The organism is Corynebacterium mendelii (assembly GCF_017307055.1).
In the GTDB taxonomy this organism is placed as follows: Bacteria; Actinomycetota; Actinomycetes; order Mycobacteriales; family Mycobacteriaceae; genus Corynebacterium; species Corynebacterium mendelii.
Window position 1 is genome coordinate 245,464 of sequence record NZ_JAFLEQ010000008.1, and the last position, 18,999, is coordinate 264,462.

At 64.1% G+C, this 18,999-nt stretch carries 14 protein-coding genes and 1 CRISPR repeat array; of the genes, 6 read left to right on the forward strand and 8 right to left on the reverse strand.

The window, feature by feature from the left end:
- Positions 1–36 precede the first annotated feature (36 nt).
- Both JZY06_RS04380 and fdhD read right to left on the reverse strand, forming a co-directional pair.
- Complete coding sequence (locus JZY06_RS04380) at positions 37–2,337, reverse strand: FdhF/YdeP family oxidoreductase (RefSeq protein WP_207118582.1); 2,301 nt, start codon at positions 2,335–2,337, stop codon at positions 37–39.
- Complete coding sequence (fdhD, locus tag JZY06_RS04385) at positions 2,334–3,230, reverse strand: formate dehydrogenase accessory sulfurtransferase FdhD (protein ID WP_207118583.1); 897 nt, start codon at positions 3,228–3,230, stop codon at positions 2,334–2,336. The genes JZY06_RS04380 and fdhD overlap by 4 nt, the downstream gene beginning before the upstream one ends.
- Positions 3,231–3,338: 108 nt before the next feature.
- Here fdhD and JZY06_RS04390 point away from each other — a divergent pair, with 108 nt between their 5' ends.
- Positions 3,339–4,001: a beta/alpha barrel domain-containing protein gene (locus JZY06_RS04390; RefSeq protein ID WP_207118585.1), complete on the forward strand. Its 663-nt coding sequence runs from the start codon at positions 3,339–3,341 to the stop codon at positions 3,999–4,001.
- Here the strand turns inward: JZY06_RS04390 and JZY06_RS04395 are convergent.
- The 4 genes from JZY06_RS04395 to JZY06_RS04410 form a co-directional block, all read right to left on the reverse strand.
- Complete coding sequence (locus JZY06_RS04395) at positions 3,998–4,609, reverse strand: 5' nucleotidase, NT5C type (protein WP_207118587.1); 612 nt, start codon at positions 4,607–4,609, stop codon at positions 3,998–4,000. The two genes, JZY06_RS04390 and JZY06_RS04395, sit on opposite strands and share 4 nt — an antisense overlap.
- A 32-nt stretch (positions 4,610–4,641) precedes the next feature.
- Entirely contained in the window at positions 4,642–5,454 is an 813-nt protein-coding gene (locus JZY06_RS04400; RefSeq protein ID WP_207118589.1) for an LmeA family phospholipid-binding protein, read from the reverse strand.
- A gap of 112 nt (positions 5,455–5,566) precedes the next feature.
- Positions 5,567–6,376, reverse strand: coding sequence for a class I SAM-dependent methyltransferase (locus JZY06_RS04405; RefSeq protein ID WP_207118591.1), 810 nt, complete (start codon positions 6,374–6,376; stop codon positions 5,567–5,569).
- 139 nt (positions 6,377–6,515) lie between these two features.
- A complete protein-coding gene (locus tag JZY06_RS04410) occupies positions 6,516–7,019 on the reverse strand; it encodes a DUF2505 domain-containing protein (protein WP_207118593.1) in 504 nt (167 codons plus the stop codon).
- Between the two features lie 67 nt (positions 7,020–7,086).
- On the opposite strand from JZY06_RS04410, the gene JZY06_RS04415 reads away from it, so the two are divergent.
- Entirely contained in the window at positions 7,087–8,295 is a 1,209-nt protein-coding gene (locus JZY06_RS04415; RefSeq protein WP_207118595.1) for a UDP-N-acetylmuramate dehydrogenase, read from the forward strand.
- 26 nt (positions 8,296–8,321) lie between these two features.
- A CRISPR array of direct repeats spans positions 8,322–11,581; the repeat unit is 28 nt; unit sequence GGATCAGCCCCGCTCACGCGGGGACAAC.
- A 142-nt stretch (positions 11,582–11,723) separates the two neighbouring features.
- Here the strand turns inward: JZY06_RS04415 and JZY06_RS04420 are convergent.
- The gene (locus JZY06_RS04420) at positions 11,724–13,490 is read right to left on the reverse strand and encodes a long-chain-fatty-acid--CoA ligase (RefSeq protein ID WP_330617083.1); all 1,767 of its coding nucleotides are present in this window, start codon (positions 13,488–13,490) and stop codon (positions 11,724–11,726) included.
- Positions 13,491–13,670: 180 nt separating this feature from the next.
- On the opposite strand from JZY06_RS04420, the gene mshA reads away from it, so the two are divergent.
- From mshA to JZY06_RS04440, 4 genes are all read left to right on the forward strand, one after another.
- Positions 13,671–14,933, forward strand: coding sequence for a D-inositol-3-phosphate glycosyltransferase (mshA, locus tag JZY06_RS04425; RefSeq protein WP_207278739.1), 1,263 nt, complete (start codon positions 13,671–13,673; stop codon positions 14,931–14,933).
- 128 nt (positions 14,934–15,061) lie between these two features.
- Positions 15,062–15,808, forward strand: coding sequence for a phosphoglyceromutase (locus JZY06_RS04430; RefSeq protein WP_207118597.1), 747 nt, complete (start codon positions 15,062–15,064; stop codon positions 15,806–15,808).
- Positions 15,809–15,994: 186 nt separating this feature from the next.
- Positions 15,995–17,263, forward strand: coding sequence for a sensor histidine kinase (locus tag JZY06_RS04435; protein WP_207118599.1), 1,269 nt, complete (start codon positions 15,995–15,997; stop codon positions 17,261–17,263).
- Between the two features lie 9 nt (positions 17,264–17,272).
- On the forward strand, positions 17,273–17,971 hold the full coding sequence (locus JZY06_RS04440; protein ID WP_207118601.1) for a response regulator transcription factor: 699 nt from the start codon (positions 17,273–17,275) through the stop codon (positions 17,969–17,971).
- A 37-nt stretch (positions 17,972–18,008) separates the two neighbouring features.
- Here JZY06_RS04440 and JZY06_RS04445 read toward each other — a convergent pair whose 3' ends face one another.
- On the reverse strand, positions 18,009–18,980 hold the full coding sequence (locus JZY06_RS04445; protein ID WP_330617085.1) for a hypothetical protein: 972 nt from the start codon (positions 18,978–18,980) through the stop codon (positions 18,009–18,011).
- Positions 18,981–18,999: the final 19 nt, after the last annotated feature.

An 18,999-nucleotide genomic window follows, 5' to 3' on the forward strand; every position in this document is an offset into this window, starting at 1 on the left:
GGTCAGCCGGCCGGGGGCAAGGAAGACAAGCGCTGTTTAACGCCCCTGGCCTTCGGGGACGAAATGGATCACCATCGCCTTGAACCCGGGGGTGTTGGATTCCCGGGCCACCAGGTGGCGGTGCACCAGCGGGTTGGCTTCCGGCATGTAGGCGGCGGCGCATCCGCGGGCAGTCGGGTAGGAGACCAGACGGAAGGAATTGACCCTCCTGGTTTCCCCCTTGTACGTGGAGATCACATCGACCATGTCACGGTCGTTGAACCCCAGCGTGGCCAGATCATCCGGGTGGACCAGAATGACCCGGCGGGCATTGTCGATGCCGCGGTAGCGGTCATCCAGGCCGTAGATCGTCGAATTGTACTGGTCGTGTGAGCGCATGGTCTGCAGCAGCAGGTGGCCCTCGGGGCAGGGCAGCCACTCGAACGGGCTGACGGTGAAATGTCCCTTGTTGGCTGCGGTGGCGAACTGGCGCTTGTCCCGCGGCGGGCTGGGCAGCTGGAAGCCGTTGCGCTGGCGCACCCGGGTGTTGAAGTCGTCGAAACCGGGAATGGTGCGTTCGATGCGGTCGCGGATCACATCGTAGTTGTCGGCCATCGCCTGCCAGTCGATGTCGAATCTGTCGCCGAACACGGCATCCGCCAGACGGCACACAATCACCGGCTCGGCCAGCAGATGGTCACTGACCGGATCCAGGCGGCCCTGCGAGGAGTGGATCATCGACATGGAGTCTTCGACGGTGACGAACTGCGGCCCGGCGGCGTGTTTGATGTCTTTGTCGGTGCGCCCCAGGGTCGGCAGGATCAGCGAGGTTTCCCCGTGGACCACATGCGACCGGTTCGGCTTGGTGGACACATGGATGGTCAGCTTGCATTTTTTCAGCCCCGCCTCGGTGTGGGTGGTATCCGAGTTCGCGGACGCGAAGTTCCCGCCCATCTGCATGAACACATCGACTTTGCCCTCGTAGAGGGCGTTGAGCGCCATCGTTGAGTCGTAGCCGTGGCTGCGCGGGCAGGTGATGCCGAATTCTTTGTCGGTGGCGGCCAGAAGCCACTCCGGCGGGGCTTCCCAAATACCCATGGTGCGGTCGCCCTGCACATTGGAGTGCCCGCGCACCGGGCAGGCACCCGCCCCGGGTTTGCCGAAGTTGCCCTGCACAAGCAGCAGGTTGACGATCTCTTTCAGGGTGTTGACCGACTGCGGTTGCTGGGTCAGCCCCAGTGCCCAGCAGATCACCGTCGCCTTGGAATCGGCCAGCATGCGGGCGACTTTCTCGATTTCTTCCCGCGTGAGCCCGGTGGCTTTTTCCGTCGCCTCCCAGTCGATGGTGGAGCGGGCCGCCGCATACTCATCGAAACCGGCTGTCACCGAGTCGATGAACTCGCGGTCGACAATGGTGCCGGGGGCTTGTTCTTCCCATTTCAGCAGCAGATGCCCGAAAGCCTGCAGCAGCGCCAGGTCGCCGCCGACGCGCACCTGCAGGTATTCGTCGGAGATTTGGGCGGGTTTACCCAGCATGCCGGTGGGTTTCTGCGGATCCATGAACCCCTGCAGCCCGGCTTCCTTCAGCGGGTTGACGGCCACAACTTTTCCGCCGTTTTTCCGGCAGGTCTCCAGGGCAGAGAGCATCCGCGGATGGTTGGAACCCGGGTTTTGGCCCATCACCAGGATCAGTTCCGCTTTGTGCAGATCCTCCAGATGCACGGTGCCTTTACCGACGCCGATGACCGGGTTGAGGGCTTTACCGGTCGACTCGTGGCACATATTCGAACAGTCCGGCAGGTTGTTGGTGCCCACACACCGGGCAAACACCCCGTAAAGGAACGCCGTCTCATTGGCGGTGCGCCCCGAGGTGTAGAACACGCACCTGTCCGGATCGGTGGCGTTGATGTGGTCGGCGGCCAGCCGGAAAGCCTCCGCCCAGGGGATCGGCGAATAGTGGGTGTCACCCGGGCGCAGCACCATCGGATGGGTGATCCGGCCCTGCTGGCCCAGCCAGTAGTCGGTTTTGTCGGCCAGCTCGTCAATGGAGTAGGCGGCCCAGAAATCCGGTCCCGCGGTACGGGTGGTGTTTTCCTCCGCGGCGGCTTTGATGCCGTTTTCGCAGAACTCGGCGGCTTTGCGGTGCCCCAGCGGATCCGGCCAGGCGCAGCCCGGACAGTCGAAGCCGCCGCGCTGGTTGATGCGGTGCATCGATTTCACGGTGCGCACCACACCGGACTGGGTCAGACCACGGTGCATGGCGGTGACAACGGCCACGGGACCTGCGGCAGCGTCTCCCGGTTCGCTGACTTTCAGATTGTCCTCGTTGATTTCCTCGACGGGGGACTTGCGTGTCATATCCGCTCCTGGTCTGTTGTGGGGCAGTCGTCACCCCGGGTGAGGTTGATGATTTTCTGTGTGTGCGTGTACACCGTGGCCCGGTCGCCGCGGGAAAACCCGACCAGTGTCAGGCCCGCATCAGCGGCCAACTGCACGGCCAGTGATGACGGTGCACTGACCGCGGCCATGACCGGGATACCGGCCAGCACACACTTTTGCACAAGTTCGAAGCTGGCTCTACCGGAGACCTGCATGATCGTCCCGGCCAGGGGAAGCCGGTCGGCCAGAACCATCTCGCCGATGACTTTGTCCACCGCATTGTGCCGGCCCACATCTTCGTGGGCGGCAAGCAGACGACCGGCCCCGTCAAACAGTCCCGCCGCATGTAAACCACCGGTGGAATCGAAAAGCCGCTGGTGCCGGCGCAAGGAATCCGGCAGGCCGAGCAGAAGGTCACGGTCGATGACCGGGCCGGTGGGATCAATGGTGAATTCCGAGGTTTTGCGCACCTGGTCAATCGAGGTTGATCCGCAGATACCGCAGGCAGAGGTGGTGATCACCCGGCGGAAATCCACCGCGCAGGAATCCAGCGACGGGATGGTCGCATCCACCACGTTGTAGCTGCGGTCCCCGTCGGGGCCGGGATTGTTGCTGCAGTAGCGCAGCGAATCGATCTGCTCTGCCCGGGTGAGGAAACCTTCGGCCACCAGGTTTCCGGCGACGAGGAAAAAATCATTGCCCGGGGTGCGCATGGTCACCGCCAGCTGCTGGCCGTTGACTCTGATCTCCAGCGGCTGCTCACCGGCCAGGGTTTCCCGGCGGATGGTGGACGTGCCGTCTGCGCGCAGCACAGTGGCCCGGGTGCGGGTGGTGATCCGCCGCCCGGGTGTGGTGCCAGCTGCCGACGACATAGGTGCATTCTACGTGTGGGCGAAGATGTGCGTGTACGGGGCCTATAGATGCTGGTTGGCAAGGATGGCCGGTGACAGAAGCCGACACGGTGGCTTAGGCTTTCGACTATGACGAACACCGGAATCGATGAGCTCGTGGCCAGACGGATCGACGCCATTGTTGATGACCCGGGGCTGGGCACCGATCAGCTGACCGCCGCCCTGGACCAGGCGGCCTGCTGCGGGGTGGGGCAGCTGGTGGTGGCCCCGACTTCCCTGGTGGCCGCCACACATGCGGCCGACAAAGCCCGGCGCAGGCCGCGTCTGGTCGCCCAGTGTGGCTACCCGTCAGGTACCCACCAGGACCTGGTGAAAGCAGCCGAAGCCCGCCTGGCGATCGAATACGGGGTCGACGAGATCGATGTGGTGCTCAACCACCGGGGTATCGTCGACGCCGACAGCAACCGGCTGATCAGTGAGATCGTCACCGTGCGGGAAGCAGTCCCGCGGCCGATGGTGCTGAAAGTGGTCCTGGACACCGTTTTACTCACGGGCGAACAGATCGCTTTCGCCGCCCGCACCGCACAACTGGCCGGCGCGGACTACATCCGGGCCGGAACCACCCGCACCAGCGACGGGGATGCGGCCGAGGTGATTGCCGGCATCGCACAGGTGGCGGGAACCCGCCTCGGGATCGAAGCGGTCGGTGATTTCACCGCCGCGGATGTCCGGCGCCTTTTTGACGCCGGTGCCAGCCGTATCGGCACCCGCACCCCGCAGCTTCTGTTCTAGGGTTCACCCAAGCCCGGCAGGATCCCGGACACCAGGTCAAACGCCTGCGACCAGTCGGTCATTCGGGGACCCGGCACCTGCCTGTTGTAGAGCTGGTCGGCCACGATCACCGGGATGTTCTGCCGCCGCAGGGATTCGATATTGCCGGGGGCATCCTCGATATAGACATCCGCCCCGACACTGTCTTTCAGCCCGGTGAAACACAGCGACATATACGGGATGCTGTTGTTGTCCAGCCATTCGGCGGTTTGCGCCACGGTCTCCCGGTGGGTGCCGCCGAGAAACAGCCGGTGGCTGACCACCCTGATGTGGGCGCCCGCTTCGGACAGGGACTGCAGCGCTTCCGGCGCGCCGTCGATGACGGGAAGACTCGCCAGCATGCCGTGCTCGACACCCGCTTTGTGGGCGGCGCGGAAATCCGCGAAATCGGCGAAACCCCAGGCTTTGACCATGTCGTAGACAGCCGGGTCGGCGAGATCGTTGTCGCCCACCCCCAAATGTTTCGCGGCGTAGGGGCGGAAACCGGCAGTGTAGTCGGCGCACACCCCGTCCAGGTCCAGGCCGATCACCAAGCGTCCGCCGGGGGCGGTGTCACCGAAACCTTTCATGCTGGTTGCAGTTCTTTTCTTCCTCGGGGTGGTCAGTAGGTGGTGTCAATGGTGTTGATATTGACGTTGCTGCCGTGCAGGGTCAACCCCAGGCCGTCGTCGCCGACAGTCGCGGAGACGATCTCCATTCCGGTGGCGGCCATATCGGCGGACTGTTTGCCGATCGCGTCGGTGATCACCGTGGAGACGGATTCGGGAAGATCAAACCCCAAAATCGAGGCATTGTCGGCGGTGAAGGTCATATTCCCCTTGGCGACCTCGGGCTTGAGGCTCAGCACGGCGGCACCGTTGGTGAACACCACATCAAGATTGCCGGTGGCGGCGTTGGCGTTGACGTCGGTGACTTTGACCAGGTTTCTGAAAAGCTGCGCGCCGAAACCATCATCGTCCCCGGCTGTCTGCTCGGCCATGGCCTGCTGGATCTGCGCCAGAATGAAGGTGTCCGGCACAGCCGTATCCACGGTCAGTGACTCGGCGATCGGGGCGTTTGGATCACTGATATCCAAATTGTCGATGGTCACTGTCGCGGCGGGCATACCCTCGATGACCGGTGCACCATCCGCGCCCTGCGGATAGGTGATCGACAGCGTGGACGGGGTGTCGACCGCCACATGCGGCACAGAGCCGGTGGCGACCGAAAACAGCAGCGGTGTCGCCGAGAATTCGATTGACGGCTCAGCCTCGGTGGCGGCACCGGTGGCGGTCGCCTGCTGGGCGTAGGAGCTTTTCAGCTGGTTGCCGATGTAGTGCCGCAGACCGAACTCGGCCAGCGCCCCGCCGGCAATGATCAGCACGAGGATGACAAGGAGGATGGTCCAGATAATGGAGGAGACGGACTTTTTCATAGTGCGGTCCAGTCTTCACGAATGATCCGCCGCTGTCATCTTCCCCCGGTTTCCACAGGTGTCAGCATCCACTTAAAAAAACAGTCACCGCCCGGGTGGCACCGGCTGGCGGCTACAGCGGTGCCACCTCGTGCCAGGGCAGGGTGATCTGGTTGTCGCGCAACACCCGCCGCTGGGCGGTGAACTCCAGCCCGCGGTCGTGAAGAATGCGCAGTGCTTCCCGCCAGCGCACCCGGGGGCCGAACGGGGCCAGCGGGGCAGCCACCTGCCAGGCGTCATCCATCATCGACAGCACCCGGTGAATACGGTTTCCGGGAGTGTTGAGATGAATGAGAATTTTCGGCAGCCGTTCGGCGATCCGGGACGGGACATCCACATCATGCGGATCCCAGCACAAAGACAGCGATACCGGTCCGGTGCGGTCGAGCAGAATCCAGGTTGCCCGCCTGCCGATCTCATCACAGGTGCCTTCCACAAACAGCCCGCCGCGATCCATATTCGAGGTCACCGTCTCCCAGGCCCGGTAGACCTGGTCGACGTCATACTGGCGCAGCACATTAAATGCCCGCACCAGTTGCGGGCGAAGACCCGCCAGCTCGAATCCACCCAAAGCGAAAGTCACCCCGTCACGGGGCTGAAGTACCCGGTCGGGATGGATTTCCAGACCTGTCACCGCAATATCGGCCCGGATCGTCCGGAGTCTGGCCGCCCACTCGCAGGTGGTGGTGTGGCTGGCACCGTAGCCCACATCCACCGCCACAGGCCGTGGCGCGGTCAACAGCAGCCGACGGATATCCGGATGGTGGATCATCCAGCGATCGGCTTTGCGCAGCCGGTTGGTGTTCGTGGTCCCCCGGGTGGCAACACCAATCGGCCCGGTGGTGGAAAACCGGGCTTTCATATTGTGGGAATGGTCGGCCATGGGAGATCGGCTGGTTGAAAAAGAAAAAAGGGGACGGCGGGAAAACCGTGACAACCCGGAATCTGCCGGTGGGGCGTTTTTGCCGGGTGAACACGAAAACCGGGCCACCAGCAGGCGGCCCGGCGATACCGATATTTTTCTAGGAGTTGTTGCGGATGAAGTCGGCGGTCAGGTCGGCTTCCTTCTTCGACAGCTCAGCCAGGGCGTCAGCCACCTTCGGCTCAATGGCGGAACCCATGAACGGAATGTTGACGGTGACTTCGTTGGCGTAGGAAATGGTGGTGGAGTTCTCGTCACCGGACAGCGACATATCGGCCTTGAACTCGACCGGGGCGCCCTTGACATCGGCATTGAAATGCCCGGAGAACGAATCCCCGTCGAGGTCGTTCCAGGAGACAACCCGCTTGATCTTCAGCGAATGGCTGACCATGGCCTGCACCGCCTCGGGAAGAAGTTCCATCGGCATGACCTCGTAGAGGACTGCCTCACAGGTGTTCTCGCCCTCAGTGAACTCGTGCACCTCGCCCGGCTCGGTGGAGAGGTTTTTGACGTTGTACTCCCAGTACTCCTTGTTCCGGAAGGCTTCGGCAACCTTGGCGGGCGGGAACGGAATAGATACGGTGTGTTCTGTACGCTTCGACATGGCAACAACACTACCGGTTTTGTATGTCACGTCCCAGTTACGCGCATTAGGATTCAGGCCGATCATCATGTCCCACACCCCGTCGCCCCACAGCCCAGCCACCCCCGTGGATACGCCCGCCGAAATCCCCCCTGACAAGCTGGAAGAAGCCCTGCGTACAGTCGGGGATCTGTCCTTCGACCCCGATTTCACCTTCGCTTCAGCCACCTCACTGCGCTGTGGGGGCGCACCGCGGCTCGCCGTCAGATGCCGGACAGCCGAAGCACTGGCCACAGCGGTGGGCCTGGTGGATGCGGCGGGAAAAAAGTGTGTGGTGGTCGGTGGCGGATCAAACATGGTGGTCGCTGACGGCGAACTTGATGTGGTCGCCGTGATCGCCGCCGACACCGGGCTGCATGTCGACTGTGCAAGCGGGACAGTGATTGCCGGTGCCGGGGCCACATGGGACGACGTTGTTGCCACAGCAGTAGGCAAAGGCCTCGGCGGCATCGAAGCACTGTCGGGAATCCCCGGATCAGCCGGTGCCACACCGGTGCAAAACGTCGGCGCCTACGGTGCGGAGATCGCCGATGTGCTTGTTTCCGTGGAACTCTACGACCGGGAAAACCGCACCCTGTCGTGGGTTCCGGCGGCGGATCTGGATCTGGCTTACCGGTACTCGAACCTGAAACACACCGCCCGCGGGGTGGTGTGCGCAATCGAACTGAAATTGTCCACCGACGGGTTGTCGGCGCCACTGCGCTACGGGGAACTCGCCCGGCGCCTGGGGGCGGAGAAAGATCCCGCTTCCACAGGCGCGAAGACACTGCGCTTCCCGGTGGCTGAAGTCCGGCAGGCGGTACTGGATCTGCGCCGCGGCAAAGGGATGGTGCTCGACAGTGGCGACCACGACACCTGGTCGGCCGGAAGCTTCTTCACCAATCCGATCGTCGATGAGCATGTGGCAGACCTGGCCGCTGACAAAGTGGCAGCGCTGCACGGGGAGAAAGAATCATCAACCATGCCCCGTTTCGCCGCCCCCGGCGGGAAAGTGAAACTGTCGGCCGCATGGTTGATTGAACGGGCCGGCTACCCGAAGGGGTACCCCGGAAAAGGCCCGGCCACACTGTCGACCAAACACACACTCGCCCTGACCAACAGGGGACGGGCCACCACAGCCGACATCGCGGCCCTTGCCCGGGAAATCCGTGACGGTGTGAAAGCCCGCCTGGGCGTTGAACTGGTGCCGGAACCTGTATGGATCGGGACCGGCATCAACGACGCCCAAGCGTCCTGAGCCGAAAACTACCTGGCGGAAAAGCGAGGGCCGCCCCGCTCACGCGGGGACAACGCGGCTTTTTCCTCCACTTTCTCCAAGCGCTTGGGATCAGCCCCGCTCACGCGGGGACAACAACTGCATGGCGAACAGTCGGACCTGGTCATCAGGATCAGCCCCGCTCACGCGGGGACAACGCTAGTACGCAGTCTGCCGTTGAGGGGGAGGATGGATCAGCCCCGCTCACGCGGGGACAACGCCGTGGGGCTTTCCGCCAACGAGTACAACGAGGGATCAGCCCCGCTCACGCGGGGACAACACCGCGGATGCGCGCCGGGCCCTCGGCGATAACGGATCAGCCCCGCTCACGCGAGGACAACGCTGGTCATCTCCCGGCATGACATGAGCGTAGGGGATCAGCCCCGCTCACGCGGGGACAACCTGGTGTGGACAACCCCGGCGGGGAAAACCAGGGATCAGCCCCGCTCACGCGGGGACAACCAGTCGGGGTCGGTGCTGTGATTTCGGAGCAGCGGATCAGCCCCGCTCACGCGGGGACAACGTCGATTTCCTTACGTAGCCCATCCCTGTCTTTGGATCAGCCCCGCTCACGCGGGGACAACTGTGTCATGTGTGTTTCCTTCATGTGTGTTGTGGGATCAGCCCCGCTCACGCGGGGACAACTCGGCTTCGGCGGCGAAAAGAGCAGCAAAGACGGGATCAGCCCCGCTCACGCGGGGACAACACGGTACGCGGGTCGAGTGCCACGCTAGAAGAAGGATCAGCCCCGCTCACGCGGGGACAACCGCTGTTTCTCCCAGCGTGTGCCCCAGTCTTGGGGATCAGCCCCGCTCACGCGGGGACAACAGCGCTGCCGCTCGTCCTCCCGTATGCCAGCGAGGATCAGCCCCGCTCACGCGGGGACAACCAGGGAGCGTTTGATCAGCTCCCGCACACGCTGGGATCAGCCCCGCTCACGCGGGGACAACATCCACGCCGTGTTCAGCTGCTTATCTTTTATCGGATCAGCCCCGCTCACGCGGGGACAACTCGCGGTGTCGCGGGTTCGATGGGATCCGTTCCGGATCAGCCCCGCTCACGCGGGGACAACGTGCCACAGTCACGGGACAGGGCCTACTGGATAGGATCAGCCCCGCTCACGCGGGGACAACTCCCGGCATCGTGCGGTATTGCGCTATCAGCTGGGATCAGCCCCGCTCACGCGGGGACAACCTCTCAATCCCTCAGTGGACGGTGGCCGACCGGGGATCAGCCCCGCTCACGCGGGGACAACGCACCTGCTTTCCATCTACTGAATGCCGATTGGGGATCAGCCCCGCTCACGCGGGGACAACACTGCTTGGCGTGCTGAGTTCTGGGAAAGATGGGGATCAGCCCCGCTCACGCGGGGACAACTTTTTCAGCGTATTCTTTTGCTTTAATGCATTCGGATCAGCCCCGCTCACGCGGGGACAACGGGCATACGGCGATCCAGCTGCCGGACGGAACCGGATCAGCCCCGCTCACGCGGGGACAACGATACAAATCCTCTGTCCTGGCCCTCCGACGTGGGATCAGCCCCGCTCACGCGGGGACAACAGCCCCGCGAATTGGCCGCGGTGACCGCCGAGCGGATCAGCCCCGCTCACGCGGGGACAACGCGATCACCTGACCGATGAGCACGAAATCCAGGGGATCAGCCCCGCTCACGCGGGGACAACCTTGCGCCGTCGTAGGCCAGGGGGCGGATTTCAGGATCAGCCCCGCTCACGCGGGGACAACCGGTGGACCCGGATCCGGTTGTCGGCCAGGTGCGGATCAGCCCCGCTCACGCGGGGACAACATGACCACCACCGCCACCACCAAGCAGATCACCGGATCAGCCCCGCTCACGCGGGGACAACCTCCGTGGTGGTTTCAGGCCCCACCCGCAGCGGGGATCAGCCCCGCTCACGCGGGGACAACTTCGATTCCGGCCATGACGTTGCTGGTGTCGAAGGATCAGCCCCGCTCACGCGGGGACAACACCCGGCAGTATCCCGTGACGGCAGTATCACTAGGATCAGCCCCGCTCACGCGGGGACAACGCCTGCAACCGCGGGATCATGCGATTGTGCAGGGGATCAGCCCCGCTCACGCGGGGACAACTCCTTTCCCGTCCGCTGACGTATAAGGAGAAAAGGATCAGCCCCGCTCACGCGGGGACAACGCCTCTACCTGCTCGGCCGTGGCCTTCGCATCGGGATCAGCCCCGCTCACGCGGGGACAACTAACCGTACAACTAGCCAACCGTCAACTAAAAAGGATCAGCCCCGCTCACGCGGGGACAACCTGCGACCCTGATCGGTGGAACCCGCCGGGACGGGATCAGCCCCGCTCACGCGGGGACAACCCGAAGACCCCAACCTTCCCGACCCGGCACACAGGATCAGCCCCGCTCACGCGGGGACAACAAGATCGGACCACATCCCAAATGCAATCCGACAGGATCAGCCCCGCTCACGCGGGGACAACCGGACTGGCACCGGCACATCACAGCGTCAAAGGGGATCAGCCCCGCTCACGCGGGGACAACGCCGGTGCTGTCCCGGGTCTCTGCCATGCCGCGGGATCAGCCCCGCTCACGCGGGGACAACGCCGGTGCTGTCCCGGGTCTCTGCCATGCCGCGGGATCAGCCCCGCTCACGCGGGGACAACTTTTTCGAAGGCAACCTTGTTGATGCCCCCGAAGGATCAGCCCCGCTCACGCGGGGACAACGCAATTGCATTGCTGGTCATGTTGATGCCGATAGGATCAGCCCCGCTCACGCGGGGACAACGATCCACTTCACCGTGGCGGAGTCACCCACTGCGGATCAGCCCCGCTCACGCGGGGACAACACACGCAGCGCCTTCGTGTCCTGCTGCATCAGGGGATCAGCCCCGCTCACGCGGGGACAACAAACCGGCCGTGGCCTGCCAATCGACCTTCTGGGGATCAGCCCCGCTCACGCGGGGACAACCGATTCACGATCCAGCGGGTCGTCTTTTCCCCGGGATCAGCCCCGCTCACGCGGGGACAACGTGGGGTTTTGATTACCGGAAGCGGGGTGATTGGGATCAGCCCCGCTCACGCGGGGACAACCCTCCTCTCCCCCTTGGAAAGCTCCCGGCCTGCGGATCAGCCCCGCTCACGCGGGGACAACCAAATTACGCCATAGGTACGCTACCGCTTGCTAGGATCAGCCCCGCTCACGCGGGGACAACGGCGCGACGAGCCTGATGGACCTACAGAAAAAGGGATCAGCCCCGCTCACGCGGGGACAACACTTCTTTACCTGCAGAAATGCAGGAGTGAAGCAGGAATTTACTTTACTTTATTCAGTTGGATGTTTTCCCGGGGGATTGTCTCCCAGCATACGTGGTGTCCGGGAGACGGGATACCCATGTGGCCGGGTGGTTTTTCAAAGCTAGTCTTTGCGGTGTTTGGCGGCGGCCAGTCTTGCTTTGTCTTCCTCGGAGCCGTAGCGCTCGATCAACTGGTCGCGGACCTCCCGGCGGCGCACTTTGCCGATCTGGTCGGTGGGCACTTCATCGAAGTGGTAGAAGGTGCGCGGAACCTTGTAGCGGGTCAGCCGCTCACGGCAGAACTCTTTGAGTCCTTCCGGATCCATGGCGGCGCCTTCGACCAGGGACACCGCGGCGACGACGTTTTCGCTGCCGTCGGGTCGGGGCATGCCGACCACGGTGGCGACTTCGACGTCGGGGTGGGCCAGCAGTGCTTCTTCGACCTCGACGGGGTAGACGTTGAAACCGCCGGTGATGATGACTTCTTTGATGCGGGCGACGATTTTGATGAAACCGTCTTCTTCCATGACGCCGACATCACCGGTGCGGTACCAGCCGTTGTGGAAAGCGTCGGCTGTTGCTTCCGGCTGGTTGAGGTAGCCCTGGAAGACCTGTGGTCCCTTGACCAGGATTTCACCTTCCACGCCGCGGGGCTGTTCCCTGTCCAGATCATCGGGGTCGGCGATCATCACGGTGGTGTCGGGGAAGGGGATGCCAACATAGCCGGGGCGCCGGTTGCCGTCCATGGGGTTACCGACGATCACCGGTCCGGTTTCGGTCAGCCCGTAGCCTTCGACCAGCAGCCCGCCGGTGAATTCTTCCCAGCGTTCCACAGTCCGCGGCGGCAGTGACGAGGCGCCGCAGAAGCTGTTTTCGACACCGGACAGGGATACGCCGACTTCTTCGGCGGTGTCGACGATTTTCTCGTACAGGGTCGGCACACCGGGCAGCCAGGTGGGGGTGTGTTTTTTCATCACCTGCATGATCAGTGTCAGATCGGGGGCGGGAAGCAGCACCACCTCACCGCCGATCAGGACCGACAGGGTGATGTTCATTGTCAGCCCGTAGGCGTGGAACATCGGCAGCGCGGCGAGCATGATTTCGTCGTCATCACCCAAGCCGGGCACCCAGGAGCGGCCCTGCAGGATATTGGCCACCAGGTTGCCGTGGGACAGCTGTGCCCCCTTGGGCACACCGGTGGTGCCGGAGGTGTACAGGATCAGGGCGATGGCGTCTGTGGTGTTGTTGTCCGGGTTGTCGATATCTTTGCCGTCGCCGCCGATGGCGTTGCCGACCAGGGCTTCCCACGGCACGGTGTTGGGGGCCGCCCCGGAGAGTTTGTCGTGTTTTTTCTTCATCCCCGGCAGCGGCAGGTTCAGGGCGAACCGCATGGGCCGCGGCATGGCCTCGATCATGTTGACCGAGATGATGGTCTCCAGGGGGGTGGTGTCGCGGAGTTTTTCCAGCATGGTCGCGACTTTGTCCCAGCAGATGGCGATCCGTGCCCCATGGTCGTTGAAGGGGTGGCGCAGCTCGTGGTGGGTGTAGAGCGGATTGTGCTCGACCACTGTGGCCCCCAGTTTGAGGGTGGCCCAGAAAGCGATCACATGCTGCGGGCAGTTCGGCAGCACCAGCGCAACCCTGTCGCCGGGGCGCACGCCGAAGGCCCGCAGGCCGGCCGCGGCCCGGCGGACATGCCGGTCCATTTCCGACACCGAGATGGTGCGTCCGAAAAAGTACAGGGCCGGTTTTTCGGGGCGTTCGGCCAGGTTCCGGTCATAGATGTCGAGCAGCGTGTCGTCGCCGTAGTCCAGGTGGTGGGGTGTCCACTCGGCGTAGGAATCAAGCCACACCGGTTCATCGGCCGGGCGTTGGGGGGTGTCAGTCACTGGGGCTCCTGATGCTGATGTAAAGCAGGATTGCTGTTGGCGGAACGAGGATAAAATCAAGCCTTCTGACGCAGTTGGGGATTGCTTATTGACCGCCGCGTCCCCACCACCCTAGCCATCCCGCAGCCGGGGCGGTCACCCAGGGAGCGGGTCGGCATGATTTCGCCTACTGTGTGGCTCATGCGTATCGCGATGATCTCCATGCATACTTCGCCGCTGACACAGCCGGGCAGCGGGGACGCCGGCGGGATGAATGTCTATATCGCGAATCTGGCCCGGCAATTGGCCGGTCTGGGGCACAGTGTGGACGTCTACACCCGGGCGACCCGGCCGTCGTTGGGGGAGGTTGTCGAGGTCTGTGAGGGCTACCGGGTGATCAATGTGGTGGCGGGCCCCTATGAGGGGCTGCCGAAAGAGGAACTGCCCACCCAGCTGGCGGCTTTTGCCGGCGGGGTGTGGGCGTTTGCCCGGCAGCACCGGCTCGACTACCACCTGATCCATTCCCACTACTGGCTGTCCGGGCAGGTCGGCTGGCTGTTGTCGGATGTGTGGCAGCGGCCGCTGGTGCATACCGCCCATACGTTGGCGGCGGTGAAAAACCTGGTCCGGGCCGCCGACGACACCGCCGAATCAGAAGCCCGCCGTATCTGTGAACAGCAGATCGTCGACAATGCGGCCCGCCTGATCGTCAATACGGAGGAAGAAAAAAACAATCTGCTGCGCCACTATGACGCCGATGGCAAAAAGATCGCGGTCATCGCCCCGGGGGCTGATACCGGCACGTTTACCCCCGGCAACGACCGGGCCACCGAACGCTGCCGCCGGGAGCTGGGGTTGCCGTTGAACGCGAAGGTGGTGGCTTTTGTCGGCCGGCTGCAGAAATTCAAGGGCCCGCAGGTGCTGATCAAAGCCGCCGGTCTGCTTGTCGGTCAGCATCCGGACCTGCCGTTGAAGGTGGTTGTCTGCGGCGGTGCTTCCGGTCCGGAGGCCACCGGTGAGCAGTACAAGAAACTGGCCGCGGATGCGGGGCTAGGCTCGGTGGTGCGTTTCTATGATCCCCGCCCCCCGGAGGAGCTGGTCGATATCTACCGGGCGGCCGATGTGGTGGCGGTTCCCAGCTACAACGAATCCTTCGGCCTGGTGGCGGTGGAAGCCCAGGCCGCCGGAACCCCGGTGGTGGCGGCTGCCGCCGGGGGGTTGCCGATTGTGGTTTCTGACGGGCAGACCGGAATCCTGGTCGACGGCCACAACCCGCAGGACTGGGCCGATGCTCTGTACCGGCTGCTCGTCGATGACCGGCTGCGGGTTGAAATGGCCGAAAACGCCCCCCGGCGGGCCGCCGGGTTGTCGTGGACGGCGACGGCGAAAAAAACCGCGGTCGTCTACTGCGGGGTGTGCGGGGAAACCCCCGGGGCCGACGGCGACCGCGATGCCACCGGCTAGGGGTGTGCCCGCGGCAGTGTGGCGAAGGTTTCCTTCGGCCGGTATCGGCAGTTCAGGTGGGCGGAGGGCACTCTAGTCCCGGCCCGGTTTTCCGACATCACCGGCCGATTGGTGTAACAATGGGAGCCATGACTGATGGAAAACTGATTCTGCTCCGCCACGGCCAAAGCCAGTGGAACGCCTCCAACCAGTTCACCGGCTGGGTGGATGTGGCACTGACCGACAAAGGTGAGGCCGAAGCAAAACGCGGCGGCGAGCTGCTGAAGGAAAAGAACATCCTGCCGGATGTGCTCTACACCTCGCTGCTGCGCCGGGCGATCTGCACCGCCCACCTGGCACTGGATGCCGCTGACCGGCTGTGGATTCCGGTGATCCGCGACTGGCGTCTCAACGAGCGCCACTACGGTGCGCTGCAGGGCCTGAACAAAGCCGAAACCAAAGACAAATACGGCGACGACCAGTTCATGGCATGGCGCCGCTCCTACGACACCCCGCCGCCGGAGCTGGCCGATGACGCCGAATACTCGCAGGCCCATGATCCGCGCTACGCCAACCTGGATCACGTTCCGGCCACCGAATGCCTGAAAGATGTGGTCGACCGGTTCGTGCCCTACTTCGAGGAAGAAATCCTGCCCCGCGCCAAGAAGGGCGAAACCGTCATGATCGCCGCCCACGGCAACTCGCTGCGGGCCCTGGTCAAGCACCTGGACGGGATCTCCGACGAGGACATCGCCGGACTGAACATCCCCACCGGTATTCCGCTGGTCTACGAGATCGCCGCGGACGGAACGGTGACAAACCCCGGCGGCACCTACCTCGACCCGGAGGCCGCGGCCGCCGGCGCGAAAGCAGTCGCCAGCCAGGGTTCGAAGTAACCCGACAATTCACAGGCACCCCGGCTTCCAGCCGGGGTGCCACACTTTTCACACGGCCGTTCGGTACCGGTCACCGAAAGTTCAGGTTCCGGTCACCTGACTGTGCCAGTCTGGCCAGTTGACGGCTTGCCGCCGCCGGAAGTTGCCCCCACCGCCTAAACCCCGCCGCACGTCAAGGAGACCGGGATGTTTGTTGCCGCCACCGCCGGTCTTGTCGCGGGTTTTCTCCTCGCTTTATGGGCAAGGCCCTGGATGGATACGGTGTCCCGGCGGGTGCGCGGCACCAAACAGGCGAAAACACTCGCCGACAACCGGGTGTCGACCATCGGGCAAATCCTGCATCTGGCCGTCCAGGGATCCCCCGCCGGGGTGACGGTGGTGACCAGAAACGGGGCGGTGATCCTGTCGAATGCGAAAGCCCACGAGATGGGCATCGTCCACGAGCGGGCCGTGACCGAACACGTGTGGGACAACGTGCTCGGGGTCTTCGACGACCATGAGCCGCGCACCATCAGCCTGCCCGGGCCGGCCAAACGGCACGGCAGCCGGGTGATGGCCGTCAGTGCCGACATCAAACCCCTGACCTTGGTTGACCCGCGGTTCGTGATCATCTATTCCTCCGACGAATCGGAAAACGTGCGCATGGAATCGGCGCGCCGGGATTTTGTCGCCAATGTCTCCCACGAGCTGAAAACCCCCGTCGGCGGGATGGCGCTGTTGGCCGAGGCCCTGCTGGAGGCCGCCGATGATCCCGAACACGTCACCTACTTCGGCACCAAACTGAACAAAGAAGCCAACCGGCTGGCCGACATGATCAACGAATTGATCAGCCTGTCGAAACTGCAGGGTGCCGAACGGCTGCCCGACATGCAGCCGGTGGGCATCGACCGGGTCATCGACGAAGCGATCGTCCGCAACCAGCTGGCCGCCGACCAGGCCGACATCACGCTGACCCGGGACGAGAACACCGGAACCACCGTCATGGGTGATGAAGGACTGCTGATCACCGCGGTATCGAACCTGGTGGGCAATGCGGTGAACTATTCGCCCACCGGCACCACCGTCTCGATCACCCAGGCACATAATCCCCCGGACACCGGCAAACGCGGGGGATCGGTGTCGATCAGGGTGACCGACCGCGGTATCGGCATCGCCCCGGAAGACCAGAAACGTGTCTTCGAGCGTTTCTTCCGGGTCGATAAAGCCAGAAGCCGTTCCACCGGCGGTACCGGCCTGGGCCTGGCCATTGTCAAACACGTCGCCGGAAACCACGGCGGCTCCATCGCCCTGTGGTCGCGTCCGGGCACCGGCTCCACCTTCACCCTGACGTTGCCGCTGCCGGACCCGGACGGCGGCACCGGTGACACGATCACCGATTCCGCGGCCCCGGAACTGGCCGAACCCATCATGCTGAAAGACCCTGCGCCGGTCATGCGGCGTACCGAGAAAGGTTGACCCATCCCCATGCCCCGCATCCTCATCGTCGAAGACGAAGAATCGCTTGCCGACCCGCTGGCGTTCCTGCTGAAAAAGGAAGGCTTCGAAGTCGTCATCGCCGGCGACGGCCGCACCGCCCTGGACGAGTTCGACAAAGGCGGCATCGACATTGTGCTGCTCGATCTCATGCTGCCCGGCATGTCGGGAACCGATGTGTGCAAGAAACTGCGCGCCACCTCCTCGGTGCCGGTGATCATGGTCACCGCCCGCGACAGTGAGATCGACAAAGTCGTCGGGCTGGAACTCGGCGCCGACGACTATGTCACCAAACCGTATTCCTCCCGGGAGCTGATCGCCCGCATCCGGGCGGTGCTGCGCCGCGGCGGCGAGGCCGCCGACGAGGCCGCCGACGACGCCGACGACACCGCGGTGCTGTCGGGCGGACGGGTGGTCATGGATGTGGACCGCCACACCGTCACCGTCGACGGGCGGGATGTGCAGATGCCGCTGAAAGAATTCGACCTGCTGGAATATCTGCTGCGCAACTCCGGACGGGTGCTCACCCGCTCCCAGCTGATCGACCGGGTGTGGGGTGCGGACTATGTCGGCGACACCAAAACACTGGACGTGCACGTGAAAAGACTGCGCAGCAAAATCGAGGAAAACCCCTCCCACCCGGTCAATCTGGTCACCGTGCGGGGGTTGGGCTACAAATTCGAGGACTGACAACACCCGGGCCGGGCCGGGCACCCTGCTGCCGCCGTCAGTGACCCGGTGACAGCCCGCGCGCGGCCACCGTGGCCGGATGGGTGGCAAAGACCTCATCGGTGGTGTCGGCCCCGGCCGTGGCCCGCATCATCTGCCGCGCCCGGGCACGCTCCAGGCAGTGCTGTTTGAGTATCGCGTAGCCGGCCGGGCCGAGCAGTGCCGACAGTTCCGCGGCAGCGGAGATATACAGCGGCTCGGTGGTGGTGTGGCAGGCCGGGGCGCTGGTGCAGTACCAGTCGAAATCCTCCCCGCCCTCACCCCAGCCGTAGCGCTGGTATTCGGTGATGGTGGTTTTCAGGATTTCCGTTCCATCGCCCCGGTCAACCCACTCCTCGAGCCGGCGCAGCGGCAGCTGCCAGCACACCTCCGGTTTCACCACGGTCAAATCCTCCCCGGCAGCCACCGCCCACTGGTGCAGCGCGCAGCCGCCGCCGGTCGGCCAGTCCGGGCGGTTGGAAAACACGCACACCCCGTCGACCACGGTGGTTTTCAACGCCGGTTCCATCTCCCCGTCGTCTGTTTCCAGCTCATCCCATTCCAGCCACGGTTCTACCCAGTCCGGATCCGCCCGGTGGCCGCGCAGCCAGTCCCCGGTCTGTTCCGGGCAGTTCTGCCAGAACCGGGCGCGGTCCATGCGGGCCACCGCATCGGCGAGCTGCCGCCGGTCGTCGTCATCGCATAGAAAAGCACCGTGGGTGCAGCAGCCGGCGGCCGGGTTGTCCCGGTCGATACCACGGCAGGTCCCGGTGCCGAAACGGCAGGAATAGTGTGATTCCACCCAGGTTAAATCGATGGTGAACACATGCTCCGGATCATCCGGGTCGGTGAATTCGAACCATTGGCGGGCATGGCCCGGCGGCAATTCATCGCCCGCACGAATCGACCGGGCGGCCGGGCTGGTGGCCGGGAACCCGAGATTGACAGCTGTGCCCGAGGGGCGGCCGGGGTTTTTCTTCGGGTTGCTCACACCCGGACACAGTAGACCT